The 14,778-nt window shown below is 64.7% G+C and carries 12 protein-coding genes and 3 pseudogenes; 9 read left to right on the forward strand and 6 right to left on the reverse strand.

Features of this window, described 5'->3' with window-relative positions; all coding sequences use genetic code 11:
* Window positions 1-58: 58 nt before the first annotated feature.
* On the reverse strand, window positions 59-733 hold the full coding sequence (locus ACN0V4_RS18030; protein ID WP_417678659.1) for a hypothetical protein: 675 nt from the start codon (window positions 731-733) through the stop codon (window positions 59-61).
* 148 nt (window positions 734-881) lie between these two features.
* On the opposite strand from ACN0V4_RS18030, the gene parA reads away from it, so the two are divergent.
* The 3 genes from parA to ACN0V4_RS18045 all read left to right on the forward strand — a co-directional run bounded on the left by parA (window position 882) and on the right by ACN0V4_RS18045 (window position 2,502).
* Window positions 882-1,517 (forward strand): ParA family partition ATPase, encoded by a 636-nt coding sequence (gene parA, locus ACN0V4_RS18035; RefSeq protein ID WP_417678661.1) that lies wholly within the window; start codon window positions 882-884, stop codon window positions 1,515-1,517.
* Between the two features lie 36 nt (window positions 1,518-1,553).
* Window positions 1,554-1,874 carry an antibiotic biosynthesis monooxygenase family protein gene (locus ACN0V4_RS18040; protein WP_417678663.1) on the forward strand — a complete coding sequence of 107 codons (321 nt, stop codon included), beginning with the start codon at window positions 1,554-1,556 and terminating at the stop codon, window positions 1,872-1,874.
* 220 nt (window positions 1,875-2,094) lie between these two features.
* The gene (locus ACN0V4_RS18045; RefSeq protein WP_417678665.1) at window positions 2,095-2,502 is read left to right on the forward strand and encodes a universal stress protein; all 408 of its coding nucleotides are present in this window, start codon (window positions 2,095-2,097) and stop codon (window positions 2,500-2,502) included.
* A gap of 72 nt (window positions 2,503-2,574) precedes the next feature.
* Here ACN0V4_RS18045 and adh read toward each other — a convergent pair whose 3' ends face one another.
* From adh to ACN0V4_RS18070, 5 genes and pseudogenes are all read right to left on the reverse strand, one after another.
* A complete protein-coding gene (adh, locus tag ACN0V4_RS18050) occupies window positions 2,575-4,095 on the reverse strand; it encodes an aldehyde dehydrogenase (protein ID WP_417678667.1) in 1,521 nt (506 codons plus the stop codon).
* Between the two features lie 136 nt (window positions 4,096-4,231).
* Window positions 4,232-5,089, reverse strand: coding sequence for a GAF domain-containing protein (locus tag ACN0V4_RS18055; RefSeq protein ID WP_417678693.1), 858 nt, complete (start codon window positions 5,087-5,089; stop codon window positions 4,232-4,234).
* A gap of 491 nt (window positions 5,090-5,580) precedes the next feature.
* Window positions 5,581-6,962, reverse strand: a pseudogene (locus tag ACN0V4_RS18060) (FAD-binding oxidoreductase); the annotation flags it as partial.
* Between the two features lie 24 nt (window positions 6,963-6,986).
* Complete coding sequence (locus ACN0V4_RS18065; protein ID WP_417678669.1) at window positions 6,987-8,417, reverse strand: sulfatase-like hydrolase/transferase; 1,431 nt, start codon at window positions 8,415-8,417, stop codon at window positions 6,987-6,989.
* A complete protein-coding gene (locus ACN0V4_RS18070; protein WP_417678671.1) occupies window positions 8,414-8,908 on the reverse strand; it encodes a MarR family winged helix-turn-helix transcriptional regulator in 495 nt (164 codons plus the stop codon). Before ACN0V4_RS18070 ends, ACN0V4_RS18065 begins: the two co-directional genes overlap by 4 nt.
* Before the next feature lie 38 nt (window positions 8,909-8,946).
* Between ACN0V4_RS18070 and ACN0V4_RS18075 the strand changes: the two genes are divergently transcribed.
* The 6 genes and pseudogenes from ACN0V4_RS18075 (at window position 8,947) to ACN0V4_RS18100 (ending at window position 14,602) form a co-directional block, all read left to right on the forward strand.
* The gene (locus tag ACN0V4_RS18075) at window positions 8,947-9,897 is read left to right on the forward strand and encodes a tripartite tricarboxylate transporter substrate-binding protein (RefSeq protein WP_417678673.1); all 951 of its coding nucleotides are present in this window, start codon (window positions 8,947-8,949) and stop codon (window positions 9,895-9,897) included.
* Between the two features lie 28 nt (window positions 9,898-9,925).
* On the forward strand, window positions 9,926-10,480 hold the full coding sequence (locus ACN0V4_RS18080) for a hypothetical protein (protein WP_417678675.1): 555 nt from the start codon (window positions 9,926-9,928) through the stop codon (window positions 10,478-10,480).
* A 94-nt stretch (window positions 10,481-10,574) separates the two neighbouring features.
* A pseudogene (locus ACN0V4_RS18085) lies at window positions 10,575-12,061 on the forward strand (tripartite tricarboxylate transporter permease).
* A 179-nt stretch (window positions 12,062-12,240) separates the two neighbouring features.
* Window positions 12,241-12,444 (forward strand): annotated as a pseudogene (locus ACN0V4_RS18090) (IS5/IS1182 family transposase); the annotation flags it as partial.
* A 454-nt stretch (window positions 12,445-12,898) separates the two neighbouring features.
* Window positions 12,899-13,789 (forward strand): helix-turn-helix domain-containing protein, encoded by an 891-nt coding sequence (locus ACN0V4_RS18095; protein ID WP_417678677.1) that lies wholly within the window; start codon window positions 12,899-12,901, stop codon window positions 13,787-13,789.
* Between the two features lie 12 nt (window positions 13,790-13,801).
* On the forward strand, window positions 13,802-14,602 hold the full coding sequence (locus ACN0V4_RS18100; protein ID WP_417678679.1) for a helix-turn-helix transcriptional regulator: 801 nt from the start codon (window positions 13,802-13,804) through the stop codon (window positions 14,600-14,602).
* The last annotated feature ends 176 nt before the right edge of the window (window positions 14,603-14,778 follow it).

A 14,778-nucleotide genomic window follows, 5' to 3' on the forward strand; every position in this document is an offset into this window, starting at 1 on the left:
TGGGGGCTTCGGGGGGGGTCGTCAGTGATCGCCCTCGGCAGGGGAGCCGGCGCGGGGCCTAGAACCGCAGCCAGAGGCCGAGCTTGAGGCCGAGGGTGTCGCGGCTGGCCGATTTGCGTTCGAGACCGAGATGCCAGGTGCGGTTGTGGCCCCCCTCGATCAACAGGCCGGGGGTTACCGTCCAGAAGACCGGCTGCCCCGGGCTATAGGCGGTCTCGATCTGCAGGATCGGGCGCAGGCGCGCAGGACCGGAGAGGCCGATGGTTCCGTCGAGCTTGTAGGCGGGATCGGTATCGCCCAGCCGGCGTTCATAGCTGGCATCGAGCGCGATCCAGCCATGCGCCCCTTTGCGCGTGGTGAACCCGCGTCCGGCAGAGAAGGTGACGCGGTACATCGGCGACCAGTCGCCCATCCAGTGATGGCCGCCGAGCGCGGTCTCGAGCGCGAATTTACTGCGGGCCTCGGGCGCGCTGAGGGGCAGGCGGGCGAACAGGAGGGCGTGGCCGGAGACCCCTGGACGTTGGTTGACGTCGACGCCGAGCGTCAGCCGGGGCGAGAGCCCATAGTCGCCGTAGAGCGAGAGTTCGCGCGCCGCCTGCGGATCGCCCTGGCGCAGGATCGCCCCCGTCGACAGAAAGCCGGTGCCCTCGTCACGCATCCAGGCGCCGGCACCGGCGGGGCGGGCGGGACAGATCGCAAACCAGACCATCATCAACCAAACCAGGCAGCGCATCGCGGACTCCTTCCTGCGAAGCGTGGCGGTGAGTGGTTAATGAATAGTTTACTATCTTGCGGGGCCGGCGATTTTCCCGGCGGTCGATTTCCGTTGCGCTCGCAGGGCAGCCGACTAAGCTTTGGCCGGTATCATCGCGGGGACCAGCATGGGTTATGTGATCACTGTCGCGCAGCAGAAGGGCGGCTCGGGCAAGACCACGTTGGCGGTCAATCTGGCGGTGGGCTTCGCCAAGGCCGGCAAGTCGGTGGCGCTGATGGACACCGATCCGCAGGGCAGCGCCGGGCGCTGGTTCATGGCGCGGCTGGAGGCCGAGGGCGGCATGTCCGATATCGACTTTTCCACCGCCTCGGCCTGGGGGGTGACCTATGAGGTGCGCAAGCTGGCCGATGCCCATGACATCGTGATCATCGACACGCCGCCCAAGGCCGACAGCGATCTGCGCCCGGCGCTGCGGGCGTCCGATCTGGTGCTGGTGCCGGTGGCGACCTCGCATCTCGATCTCTGGGCGGTGGAGGTGGTGCTCTATCTGGCCGGACGGGAACGCAAACCGGCGCTGATCGTGATGACCCGCAATCGCCCCGGCACCCGGCTGGCGGCGGAAGTGGCGGAGAAGGCGTCTGAGCTGGAGGCGGAGGTGGCCGCGGGATCATTGGCGAACCGCGTCGTCTATGCCGAGACCCTGGGGCAGGGGCGCGCGGCGCTCGAGGCGCCGAAGGGCCCGGCCCATGCCGAGGTGAAGGCACTGGTCGATGAAGTGCAGGCGCTGCTCGACCGGCTGTGATAGGCTGAAGGTGATCCGCTTCAGGAGGAGGAGCCGATGCCGAGGATTGCCAAGGAGAGCGGCCTGCAGACCGTTCTGACCACTTTCGAGACCACGCCGGGCACCTGTCAGGATTTGCTGGAGGCGCTGACCGAGGCCTATGCCGAGTTCATCTCGAAACAGCCCGGATTCATCGCGGCGGGGTTGCATGTCAATGACGCCCAGACCCGGATCGCCAACTATTCGCAATGGGCGCGGCGGGAGGATTTCCAGGCGATGCTGCGCACGCCGGAAATGCGGCGGCGCAACCGGGCGATCAATGATCTGTGCAAGAGTTTCGAGCCGGTGATGTACGAGGTCGCTGCCACCTTCGGCTAGGGTCGTGGCCGGGCGACGGAGCTGCAGGGGCCTGTGCCTCCGGCGGGAATATTCGGGCGGAGAAGACGGGCGGGGGCGCAGGCGGCCCGGGAAAAGGCCGTTTCCTTTTGGTGGCGGCAGGATAAGCTGCGATCGCCCGAGCAGATCGGGCTGATATGGATCAAGGCCGCCGCCGCGAGCGGCGCGGCAAAGTGGCGAGATGATCAAGAGGAGGGTTCCGATGTATCACAATATTCTCATCCCCATCGCCTTTGATGCGGAGCGCGATATCACCGCGCCGCTGAAGCTGGCGGAAATTCTGGGCACACCCGGCGGCAAGGTGACGCTCTTGCACGTGATGGAGCATGTGCCCTCCTATGCGATTTCCTACATGCCGACCGATTATCTGATCGCCGCGCGCCAGGCGATCCAGGGCGAGCTGGATGATATGGCGGCGAAGCTGCCCAATGCCACCGGCGTGGTGATCGAGGGGCATTCCGGGCGATCGATCCTCGACTGGGCCGAGACCAACAAGCCCGATCTGATCATCATCGCCTCGCACCGGCCGGGGATGCAGGATCTGCTGTTGGGCTCGACCGCGGCACAGGTGGTGCGCCATGCCCGCTGCGCGGTGCATGTGGTGCGCTGAGGCAAGTAAAAGGGGCGCGCATCGCAGCGCGCCCCCCGGTTCCCGAAGCACTTGTGGAGGGGATTCCGTGCCTCAGAAGAACCCCAGCTTGTTGGGGTTGTAGCTGACCAGCATGTTCTTGGTCTGCTGGTAGTGGTCGAGCATCATCTTGTGGGTTTCGCGCCCGATGCCGGACTGCTTGTAGCCGCCGAAGGCCGCGTGGGCCGGATAGGCGTGGTAGTTGTTGATCCAGACGCGGCCGGCCTCGATGTTGCGGCCGAAGCGATAGGCGCGGGTGCCGTCACGGGTCCAGACCCCGGCGCCGAGCCCGTACATGGTGTCATTGGCGATCGCCAGCGCCTCGGCTTCGTCCTTGAAGGTGGTGACCGAGACCACCGGGCCGAAGATCTCCTCCTGGAAGACACGCATCTTGTTGTGTCCCTTCAGGATCGTCGGCTGGATGTAGAAGCCGTTCGCGATGTCGCCGTTGAACCGGGCCGCATCGCCGCCGACCAGCACTTCCGCGCCTTCTTCGACGCCGATGGTCAGATAGGACATGATCTTGTCCTGCTGTTCCTGGCTGGCCTGGGCGCCGACCATGGTCTCGATGTCGCGCGGGTCGCCCTGCTTGATCGCCTTCACCCGGGCGATGCAACGTTCGATGAACTCCTCATAGATGTCTTCCTGGATCAGCGCGCGCGACGGGCAGGTGCAGACCTCGCCCTGGTTGAAGGCGAAGAGCACAAAGCCCTCGACCGCCTTGTCGAGGAAGGCGTCGTCCTCGGCCATCACGTCCGAGAAGAAGATGTTCGGCGACTTGCCCCCCAGTTCCAGCGTGACCGGGATCAGGTTCACGGTCGCCGCTTCCATGATCTTGCGTCCGGTCGCGGTGGAGCCGGTGAAGGCGATCTTGGCGATGCGGGGCGAGCGGGCCAGCGGCGCGCCCACCTCGGCGCCATAACCGTTGACGATGTTCAGAACGCCTGCCGGCAGCAGATCGGCGATGCATTCCATCAGCACCATGATCGCCGCAGGGGTCTGTTCGGCGGGCTTCAGCACGATGCAGTTGCCGGCGGCCAGTGCCGGGGCCAGCTTCCAGGCCGCCATCAGGATCGAGAAGTTCCAGGGAATGATCTGGCCGACCACGCCGAGGGGCTCGTGGAAGTGATAGGCGACGGTGTCGGCGTCGATCTCCGACATGGTGCCTTCCTGGCTGCGCAGGACGCCCGCGAAATAGCGGAAGTGATCGACGGAAAGGGGGATGTCGGCGGCCATCGTCTCGCGGATCGGCTTGCCGTTGTCCCAGGTTTCGGCCTGGGCGATCAGTGCGAGGTTTTCCTCGATCCGGTCGGCGATCTTCAGCAGGATGTTCGACCGTTCGGCGGCCGAGGTCTTGCCCCAGGCGTCCTTGGCGGCATGGGCGGCGTCGAGCGCCAGCTCGATATCGGCGGCGTCGGAACGGGCCACCTCGCAGACCTTGGCGCCGGTGATCGGGGTGATGTTGTCGAAATAGCGACCGTTCACCGGGGCGACGAAGGTGCCGCCGATGAAGTTGTCATAGCGGGTCTTGAAGGGAGAGGCATAGCGGCCATCCACCTGGGTCATCTGGTTCATAGAAATGTCCTCCTGTGCGCCCACATCCTCCATGCGGGCGTCTGTCGGAAAGACTGGTCCGTGCGAGGGAACTTGTCAGCCAGGGGGAAGGGCAGGGGGAGGCGATGCTGTCTCAGGGATGAGACAGTCGCCCGGCCTATTCGCCGATGCCGAGCCGTTTCATCCGGCGATAGAGCGTGGCGCGGCCGATTCCCAGCGCGCGGGCGGCTTTCGACACATTGCCCTCGGCCCGTGCCAGGGCTCGCAGCACGGCGGCGCGTTCCGCCTTTTCGAACCCGGTCGGCCCATCTTCGCGCCCGAAGAGATCCGAGGCGGGGCGGGGTTTCAGATCACCGCTCGCCTCCAGTCCGAAGGCGCGGCGGGCGGCGCGGGTGGCGCCGATCACGATGTCATGGGAATCGATCGCCAGCAGCAGCGAGGCCTCGCTCTCCTCCGCCTCGGCCACGACGATGCGGGCCTTGGGAAAATGGGCGCGGAACACCTCGGACTCGATGGCGCGGGCGGTCTGGGCGACTGTTGCGGCGATCAGCCGGTTGAACCCCTCGGTCTGGTCGGCCCGCGCCGAAGAGACGTCGAGCGCGCCGATCAGGCTGCCCTCGGGGCCGAAGATCGGCGCGTCCATGCAGCTCATCCCGATATTGCGCAGAAAGAAATGCTCATCCCGGTGGATGGTGACCTGGCGGCGTTCGGTCAGGCAGGTGCCGATACCATTGGTGCCCTCGGCCGCCTCGCTCCAGTCGGCGCCAGCCCAGAGACCCCAGGCCCGGAACACCGCCGCATCGGCCGCGGCGCAGCGCTGGTTCAGGATCAGCCCGTTGGCATCGGTCAGCGCCACGCCGCAGCCCGAGGCGCCGACCAGGCCGAACAATTGGTCGATCTTCGGTTCGGCAATGCGCAGGAGCTGCTCCAGCGCACCGCGCCGGTGGCCGAGCGCGATCTCGTCGAGCCGTTCGCCCGGGCGGGTCTCGGCAGGATCAAGCCCATGGCGTTCCATCGACCGCCGCCAGGAGGCCGCCAGGGGCGAGCGCGCCGCAGCGGACGGCGATTGCGCCGTCTCGATCACCCGGTCGATATGCTGATGTTTGTGAATGTCCGGTCCTCCCGGGAGCAGAGCTTAGCGAGGGCGGGGAAGGCTGGCAAATCAAGATTACGCTGCGGCAAGGTGACGCCAATGCTGCAATCTTGCCAATGGGCCCAGTTGCGCAAATCCTGTGAGGGATTCGTCCCGTGAATCCAGCGTGATAGCCGGGAGGCATGAGCAGACCGACAAGGCCAATCCACAAGACCAGGAACTGGCCCGCCTGTGACGAAGCGCGCAAATGCCATGACGCCATTGCCGAGGTCGCAGGATAAGTCGGTCCGGGGGGAGGTTCGGCGGTCAGCCAGTTTGTGCAACAGAGGCGGCGCCGCAGGCCCATACTGTAGTGGGCCGATGGCCAGACCGTGGTCAAGCGCAGGGCAAGTGCGGCTTAGGCCCCCGGACCAGACCAGTTTTCCGGGGTTCATGATGTCATCCGGGTCGACCGCGGCCTTGAGGCGGCGCATCAGGGCCCACGCGCCACCGTGCTCCGCGTCCATGTACTTTCGCTTGCCGGTGCCGATGCCATGTTCGCCGGTGACCGTGCCGCCAAGCGACAGGGCAATCTTGTTGATGGCGGCTGCCAGGTCGCGCGCGTTGTCCATATCTTCGGCGCTGTCGGGATCGACGAGGATCACGAGGTGGAAGTTTCCGTCTTCCACATGCCCGACCAGCGGAGCGGTCAGACCGCTGAGCTCGATGGCCTGCCTCGCGCGCCCGATGCAGTCGGCGAGGGACGAGATCGGCACGCAGCAATCGGTGATGACCCCGTTTGCGCCGGGTCGCAGCGCCTTGGCCGCGAAGTAGGCCTCGTGGCGGGCGGCCCAGAGGCGGTTGCGGTCCTCCATCTTGGTGGCTGCTGCGAAATCCTGCCCGTCGTAATCCTCTGCGATCGCACGGAAGGTCTCGACCTGCTCCGCGACACTTGCGGCAGAGCCGTGGAACTCGAGGAACAGATGCGGGATCTCGGGCAGGCCGAGGTCGGGGTGCAGCACGTTCATGCCCTGCATCTGGACCTCGTCCAGAAGCTCGATCCGCGCCATGGGCAGACCCGACTGGATGGCGAGGATCACCGTGTCGACCGCCGCCGAAACGCTCGGAAAGGCGCAGGTCGCCGACAGGATGCTTTCCGGCTGGCCGTGCAGCTTCCCGTCAGCTCGGTGATGACGCCAAGCGTGCTCTCCGCACCGATGAAGAGATGCGTAAGGTCATAGCCCGAGGCCGACTTGCGCGCGCGGCTGCCGGTGCGGATGATCTCGCCGTCCGGCAGCACCACCTCGAGCGCCAGCACGTTCTTGTGGATCGTGCCGTAGCGGATCGTGTTGGTGCCAGAGGCGCGGGTCGAGGCCATGCCACCCATACTGGCATCCGCGCCGGGATCGACGGTGAACATCAGGCCGGTGGCGCGCAGGTCCTCGTTCAGCTGCTTGCGGGTGACGCCGGGCTGCACCACCGCGTCGAGATCCTTTTGGTTGACCCGCAGCACCCGGTTCATCCGGCTCATGTCGAGGCTGATGCCACCGACGGTCGGCACGATCTGCCCTTCGAGCGAGGTGCCGGTGCCGTAGGGGATCACCGGACAGCGATGGCGGGTACAGATCCGCATGATTTGCGAGACTTCCGCCGTGCTTTCCGGGAAGGCCACCGCCTCGGGACGCTGGGGCGGTGTATAGGCCTCGTCCTGGCCGTGATCGTCGAGGATCGACGGGCCGGTGCAGAGGCGGTCTCCCAACAGGGTGCGCAACTCGTCCAGAGCGGCACCGTGGCCGTTGCGGATCGTCTCGTTCATGACGTGGTCCTTCAAGCTTTGGGCTCAGACTTCGGGGGGCGGCGTCGCGGCGGGGGCGCCCATGTTCATGGCGACCTCGATGCCGCCATAGCCTTCGATCATCGCGTCCTGGTCGGCGAAGGCGAGATCGTTCATCGCCGCCGGGTCGCAGATCTTGCGCAACTCGTTTTCGAGATCGGCAAGCGCCTCGGCCGCCGCCGGGTCGTCGGCGCGGTTCACCGTCTCTTCGGGGTCTTCCCGCAGGTTGAACAGCTCGGGGGCGAAGCCGTGGTAATGGATCAGCTTCCAGTCGCCCTTGCGCAGCATGTAGGCGGCAGAGACCGCGCCGACCGCATGGTATTCACTGAAGATCACCCGATCCGGGTCCTCGGCCTCGGCCGCGATCTCGTAAAGCGAGCGCCCCGGTCGATCGCCCTCGAGCGTCGCGCCGAAGTGGTCGATGACGGTCTGCGAGACGTCCAGCAGGCTGACCGGCGTGGCGCAAGTGCCGGTGGGGCCACCAGGTTCGGCCAGGATCATCGGTACGGCAACCGATTCCTCGTACATGTTCGACTTGCCCCAGAGCCCGCGCGCGCCGACGTTGTCGCCGTGGTCCGAGGTATAGATCACGGTGGTGTCGTCCAACTGTTCGGTATCTTCGAGGCCCTGCATGATCTTGCCGATATTGTCGTCGAGGAAGGTGCAGAGCGCAAAGTAGCACGATGCGGCCAGCCTGCGCTCCGCGTCGCTTTCAAACCCGTCATCGCCCGCCAGGGCTTCGTTCTGCTTCCTCACCCAGGGGTGGTTCACGAAGCCGTCCTTGGTGTGCAGCTTGAACTCCGGCAGGCTCTCGGGCGGGTACATGTCGAGGTATTCCTGCGGCACGATCAGTGGGAAATGCGGTGCCACCAGACCGACGTAGAGGCACCAGGGCGCGCCGTTCTCGGCGGCGTCCTTGAGCCATTCGTTCGTGCGCCCGGTCACGGCGGTGTCGTATTTCGTGTACTTGCTCTCGCCGGGCCCGATGTATGGCCCGAGCATCCGGCCTTCCTTGCGCACACGCTCGTCCTCGCGGCGGATCGAGCCCCAGACCATGCCGACGCCGTCCACCACCTGCATCGGGATGTGTTCGACGTCGAACCCCGCCGGGTCTTCCTCGTGGCGGTAATGCAGCTTGCCGATGCTTTCGACGCGCACGCCCTTGTCCTGCAACGCATGGCCCCAGCCGCGCGGCTTGCCGGTATAGGGCATGGCGTTATCCCAGAGCCGGATGTCATGCACATAGCGCCCCGAGGCAAAGGCTGCGCGCGCAGGCACGCAGATCGGCGACGGCGTATAGGCATCTGTAAAGCGGACACCGCGTGCAGCCAGGCGGTCGAGGTTCGGTGTCTTCACGAACGGATGCCCCGCACAGGACAGCGCCCGCGACTGGTGTTCGTCCGACATGATGACGAGAAGGTTCTTCGAGCGGGTCATGCTGTGATCTTGTTCTGTGGTACGGGAATATCGGGAAATTCGGTCGCCTCGGCGGCGGCGTAGAGTTTTTCCCGGATTGGGCCAATCAGGCGCTGTTCTTCGGGTGTCAGGGCCGAGGCTAGGTGCGCTTGTCTGCGGTCCAGTTCCGGTGCGAGCCGCGCCAGAGCCGCAAGGCCCTTTTCTGTCAGTGTCGGGATGAACTGTCGCTTGTCCAATGGATGCGGTTCGGTGCGGATGTAGTCCTGATCGACGAGCGCCGTGATGGTCTTGGAGAATTGGCTCTTGTCGAACCCGAGTGCCTTGCGGTGCCCCGTTGATCCCTGCGACGGGTCAAGCCCGATCAGCCGGATGATGCGCCACTGCGGCAATGTCAGGTCGCCGTGGCGGGCGACGACAGCTCGCGCCTGTGCAGCAAGGCGCAGGTTCAGCAGATGTACCTGGAAAGAGATCGGAAACGCCTGCTTCGGCGTGGTATCCACATTGTCTGTCACCTGTTCCTCCATGATCGCGTGAAATGGGAGGATTTCACATGACTTTTCTGAAACTGCTTTGGGCGGCGGCTGCGCTATGTGCTGCGCCTATCGTGACGCTGGCCGACGAATGGACCCCGTCGGGGCCGATCACCATGTATATCGGTTTTGCCGCCGGGGGCGGGGCCGATACGCAGGCCAGGCTCATCGCGCAGGGTCTTGAAGAGAAATTCGGCTGGTCGGTGTTTCCGCAGCAGGCGACGGGCAATTCCGGCCTGAACCTAGCACAGGAGCTGCGCGACGCGCCGAAGGACGGTACCGCCATCGGCATGGTCGTATCCGAGACATTGACCTACAACGCCGCCGTGGTCGGTGATCCGAATCTTCAACTCGAGAACTTTACTGCGCTTGCAACCACCGCAGAGTTCCAGCTGGGCCTTGTCGCCATGCAGTGCGGCGATTTCGACAGCTGGGACAAGGTGAAGGCCGCCGCAGAGGTCGGCACGCCGATCCGTTTCGCCACTGCCACCGACCGGCAGGGCGACATGGCCTGGCACCTTGGCCAGAAGGCCGGGATCGACTTCAACATCGTGTCGGTCAAGGGGGGCGCGGACGTCATGAACGGCCTGCGCGGCGGCGACGTGGACATTGGCTGGGTTGCCGGCGCACAGTCCAAGCCGGTGCAGCAGGGCGAGATGGTGAACATCGCGCGTGGCATCAAGACGCCGTTGGCCGACAGCCCGAACGCGCCCAGCATCATCGAACTTGGCAGCGAGTTCTACCTTGACGGCTACTTCATGTTCATCGGGCCCGAAGGCATGGACACAGCTGCCCGCGACGCGCTTGGGGCAGCCATCAGGGACGTGCTCGAAGACGGTTCGACCGAGGCCAATGCGCTCGTCACCAAGGCCTTTGGAGGACCCTCCGTCATGACCGGCGAAGACCTCGATGCCTACATGCAACAGTCCAAGGCAGATGCCGAGGCCCTGCTGATATCTGTCAGCCAGTAATCAAGGCCCGACCGGAAGGAGGCAGCCGGTGAAGGCTCCGAAGCAGACGGTCCTGCTGGCCGCATTCATCCTGATCCTCGCCGCCCTCGCGCTGCTGCTCTGGGTGCCGAACGACACTGTGTCGGGCTACATCCAGGCGCGGCGGGGGCGGGTCTCCATCGGCGACGCGATGGCACCCGGGCTGGCGTTCGGGCTGATGGCGCTGTCTGGGCTGCTGATCCTGCTGAAGGCGCGCGAGCCGGAGACGGCCCGGCTCACGCGACACGACGTGATCTTCGTTGCGGCACTGATCCTGCTGGTTGCGGTCTTCTTTGCACTCATGCGCTACACAGGCCCGCTGCTGGCGGCGCTCTTCACCGAGGCCGGCGACTACCGCGTGCTGCGCGATACCGTACCCTGGAAACACGCGGGCTTTGTCCTTGGTGGCGGTGGCCTGGTGGCCGCGCTGATCTCATGGATGGAAGGGCGCATCAGCCTCAAGGCTGCGCTGATCGGACTGGTCACCACGCTCGTGCTCATCGGTGTCTTCGACCTCGCCTTCGACGACCTCCTTCTGCCCCCCCCAAAGGTGATGTATGATTGAGACCCTGGACTACATCTGGCTGGGCATCCTCGCGGTGCTCGATGGGCCGGAGCTGTTCTCGCTCTTCGGGCTGGCAATCCCTGCGGCACCGGTGATGCTGTTCCTCGGCGTGCTGGCCGGCATCGCCGTGGGCGCGACGCCGGGTCTGGCCGGGCCCATGGCCATGGCGATTTCCCTGCCGATCCTGATCTCGATCTTCGGCTTTACCCCGGACGCGCTGCTGCCGGTCTTCGGCTTCCTCATCGGTATCATGAAGGGCACGACCCTCGGAGGGGCGGTCCCCGCGATCCTGTTCAACCTGCCCGGCACGCCGGACGCGATGATGACCACGCTTGACGGCCATCCCATGGCGCAGGCGGGCGCGCCGCGCCGCGCCTTGCGCGGCTCTCTTCCGTCGCAGGGGACGGCTTTTCCGACCTCGTGCTCTTTGTCCGTGCGCCCTTCCTGGCCATCATGGTCGAACAATGGCTCGACCTGCCGGAGAAGACCGCGCTTCTGATCCTGTCGATCTCCTTCGTGGCGGCGGTGATGGGGTCTTCGCCCGGCAAGGGCATCTTTGCGGTGAGCCTCGGACTGATCGTCGCCTTCATCGCCTCCGGAGAGGACTTGAGTCCCCGCCTGACCCTCGGCATCCCGGCGCTGCGTGACGGTTTCCCGATGCTCTCGGCGGTGCTCGGCATCCTGATTGTGGGCGAGATCTTCGTGGCGATCGACAATGAGCGGCGGGGGCTGTCCCAACGCCGTGACCGCGCCGCGCAAACGTCCGATCATGATGGTCTGCGGCCCGGAGACCTGCGCCGCATCCGGCCCTACATCACGCAGGGTACCATCATCGGGACGATCGTCGGCGCACTGCCAGGGGTCGGCTCCACCCTCGCGGCGACGCTGTCCTACTCGCTCGCGAGCCGGAAGCACCGCAAGACGGCTGCACCGGGTGACGCGGCCTTTGGCCAGGGCGCGCCCGAGGGCATTGCCGCGACCGAGGCCGCCAATTCCGCCGTGTCCGGAGCGAACCTGATACCGGTGCTGTCGCTTGGCATTCCGGGTAATGCCGCGGCGGTCTTCCTGATCCTCGCCGCCGACAGCATCGGCGGCTTCAATCCCGGCCCGGCCGTGTTCCGGTTCACATCCCAGACCAACCCCGAGCTGGTCATCGTCTTCGGCATCTTTTTCCTGATGGTGCTGGGCAACCTGGTGAACTGGACGCTGGGCGGCTCGTTCATGCGCTCCATGGGCGTTCTGGCGCGGGTGCCGGTGAAATACCTGTTGCCGGTCGTCCTGCTGGTGACGCTGACGGCGATCTACGTGCAGGAGACATCGATGTTTGCGCTCTGGACAACCGTGGGCTTCGGCGTGCTGGGCTACCTGTTCCGGCGGATCGATGTCCCGGTGCTGCCCTTCGTGATCGCCTATATCCTGGCCAGCCCGATAGAACGCTCTGCCCGAGAGGCGTTCTCGGCCTCCGGCGCCGACCCTTGGTTCCTGTTCAAGAGCCCGATCGCTTGCGCGTTCCTCGTTCTGTCGGTTGCTGCATTGGCCTTCTTTTCACATCAGCCAAAAAAACCTGATCCTGAGCATTGAGCCGTGCAAATGGCATTGTCGCCTGTTGCACGGCAATGCAGGCACAATGGGGGGCTTCCGGATCTCAGCTGCGCGAGGCCCGATCGTCCTGTGTGGATGACTTCCGCGTCCCGGCTCCCCGTCAGCTTGTCGGGCTGTTACGCCCCGGACCTTCGGCGGGTTCTCCCGGGGAGCGGCTGCGCCTGAGCAAGGCGCTGTGGAAGCAATGGTCTGGCCATCACGTCCGAAGTCGGGGTGAGGCGCAGATGAACCGCCTCAGGTCCTTCGGCGAGCGGATCATGCCGCGAGATCTCGACCGCCAGACTGCCGAGTTCCATATCCGCATCGCCGTCATAAACCGCGCCTCGGCCCTCGGACGGGCCGAGATCGAAGCCCTCGCCTGACGCCGATGGAGAAAAGCGGCGGATTAGCCTGTAGGCTCATTTGCGCAACATCGCCTGCTGTGCGGCCCCTGGGGGCGGGGCCCAGGGTGGAGCATTTCCGATACAAGGATTGCAAACTTTTGACTTATTAATAATATCTTTTGGTTGTATTTAAAAATCTTTGTGTTGTATCCTTGACTATATTGAAGCTCGATCATCCCCCGTGAAGAGGGGCGAGAGTTTTGCTTTGTACCAAGTGACGCGCTTTTTTCTCTTCTTATCGTTTCGGCATATTTCGCGACGGGGCCCGCAGATTTGGCGTCAGGTGTGCAGCGGAAAAGTGTGTGAAAAACGCCAAAGCAATATGTGCCGCGCTCCTGGGTGAAGCGGGGTGGAGAGCTTGTTGAAGATTAATAAGAAATAGAAGCTTCATGAGAAGTATTAAGCCCACCCCCAGCGGGCAGGGCTGGGAGAGATGACGATGTCGACACCATTGCCGTCAGAGGCCGCTGCAGGCTGCCATGACACTTCGACCTCAGGTGGGCTGTCAGAGAATATCCGTTATCTGGTTTCTCTTCTGCCATCCATTGCCGTGGCCTCGAGGCAGATGGCCATCAACCGGCAGCAATTGAACAAATACCTGAACGGCAGCTGCGCGCCGTCACTGCGGACCATGCGCAAGATGGCGGCGGTTTTCGATCTCCCGACAGAGGCGCTGATGCTGTCGCCGCGGGAGCTCCGGCGCTGCATGGCACGCAGCCACGGCACGGAGCCTGGCTTTGCCCCTCCGGAGCAGATGAGCCGGGAGGCTGCGCTAATTCGCAAGGTCGCGGCCGAGCATGAAAACTCTGCCGAAGCGCTTGCGCCCTACTGCGGGCGGTATTTCCGCTACTCCTGTGTTCCCGAAATGCCGACATTTGCTCTGCGGACCTACGTGATCGTCTTTCAGCGCAACGGCATGACCTATGCGCGGGTTCTGGAACGGTTCGCTCCCTCCGGCAGCCCCTGGAGCCGCGAGGGGGTTCGCAAAACGCTGCATCTGCTGAGTTACGTTCAGGACCGGATCCAGTTCATCGACTGTGGGACCTCAGAGGGGGAGGTGACGCCAGAATTCTCCCTCTTCTATCCTGCCTACACCTCTGGAGTGCAGCATCTGAGCGGCGTTCTGCTGGGAAGTTTCAGCTTCGGTGCGTGTCCGATCTTCACCTCCAGCATTGTCATGTGGCGGCGTCCGACCGGGGCGAGCCTGCGCGACGATCTGCGGTTCTGCGGCCTCGTCGCGTTCGATGATCCGGCGCTTGGGGCGGAGGTGCGCCACGGTCTGTGCCGCGCTGACGGCGCCCCGGCGATGTATCTCGCAGGGTGAGCGGAGCATCAGATGCATAGAAAATTCCCCGCCAATCTGCGTCGGCTTGTACGTTCTTATCCGAGCACCTCCCGTGCGGCCGAGGCGCTTGGCCTCAACCGTCAACAGCTGAACAAATACCTGAACGGGCTCAACATGCCGTCGCTGGCGACGTTGCGGAGCATCGCCGCACATTTCGATCTGGAGCCAGACGACCTGCTGCTGCCGGCCGACCGGTTTGCGGCGCGCTGGCACCCACCGATGCGGATCGAGGGCCTTCCGCCCCGGATGCAGCAGGCGTTCGCCGCCTTGCTGGAAAACATGGCGCAGACCCGCGGGGCCCTGTCGCGGTCCTGTGGCTGCTATCAGGTCTGCACCCCGCTGCGCAGCAATCCCGACAGAATCGGGCGAGCCTATACGGTGATTTCGCAGGAAGGCGATCTCACCCTGGTCAAGACGATCATGTATGCGACGTCACGGGGAGGGCGTCCGGGAAGCCGGCAGCCAATCAAGATCGATGGCTTCGCGCAGTGGCTGGGGGGGCGCATCTATATCACCGATGTGCAGAACGTCGGCCGCCCCAATGCGCGGCTGCGGTCGATCGCGCTTTTCCCCCCGGCGCTGCCCTCCATGCCATTCCTCACCGGCCTGCTGATGACAACGAACAATGCTCTCACGCGCCCGATCTATTCGACGCCGATCGTGTTCAAGCGGCTGCCCGGAAGAATCCCGCAGAAGAGGGACCTCGCGGCCTGCGGTGTCTTTTATAGGGATGATCCGCGGCTGGATCCGGCGGTGATGGCCCTGCTCGACGCCGGGGCTTCGCCGCGCTAGGTGTTTGATCCCTCGGTTTGATGGTGCGATCCATTCGCAGGAATGGAAGGATGCCCTATGGGACAAGTTCGTCACGGCAGCGCCACGACCACGCAGGCCGTCCGAGCAGCAATAGAGCGATCCATTGGCCGGCAGGCGATTGCGCAGCAATCTGCCGAGAGGCGCAAGCTTCGCTC

Origin of the sequence: Pseudodonghicola sp., from assembly GCF_048268305.1 — a bacterium.
GTDB lineage: Bacteria > Pseudomonadota > Alphaproteobacteria > Rhodobacterales > Rhodobacteraceae > Pseudodonghicola.

Bases quoted from the DNA above. Each gene is read 5' to 3' on its own strand.
- ACN0V4_RS18030 (WP_417678659.1), bottom strand. From the start codon at position 733: ATGCGCTGCCTGGTTTGGTTGATGATGGTCTGGTTTGCGATCTGTCCC.
- parA (WP_417678661.1), top strand. From the start codon at position 882: ATGGGTTATGTGATCACTGTCGCGCAGCAGAAGGGCGGCTCGGGCAAG.
- ACN0V4_RS18040 (WP_417678663.1), top strand. From the start codon at position 1,554: ATGCCGAGGATTGCCAAGGAGAGCGGCCTGCAGACCGTTCTGACCACT.
- ACN0V4_RS18045 (WP_417678665.1), top strand. From the start codon at position 2,095: ATGTATCACAATATTCTCATCCCCATCGCCTTTGATGCGGAGCGCGAT.
- adh (WP_417678667.1), bottom strand. From the start codon at position 4,095: ATGAACCAGATGACCCAGGTGGATGGCCGCTATGCCTCTCCCTTCAAG.
- ACN0V4_RS18055 (WP_417678693.1), bottom strand. From the start codon at position 5,089: ATGGAACGCCATGGGCTTGATCCTGCCGAGACCCGCCCGGGCGAACGG.
- ACN0V4_RS18065 (WP_417678669.1), bottom strand. From the start codon at position 8,417: ATGACCCGCTCGAAGAACCTTCTCGTCATCATGTCGGACGAACACCAG.
- ACN0V4_RS18075 (WP_417678673.1), top strand. From the start codon at position 8,947: ATGACTTTTCTGAAACTGCTTTGGGCGGCGGCTGCGCTATGTGCTGCG.
- ACN0V4_RS18095 (WP_417678677.1), top strand. From the start codon at position 12,899: ATGACGATGTCGACACCATTGCCGTCAGAGGCCGCTGCAGGCTGCCAT.
- ACN0V4_RS18100 (WP_417678679.1), top strand. From the start codon at position 13,802: ATGCATAGAAAATTCCCCGCCAATCTGCGTCGGCTTGTACGTTCTTAT.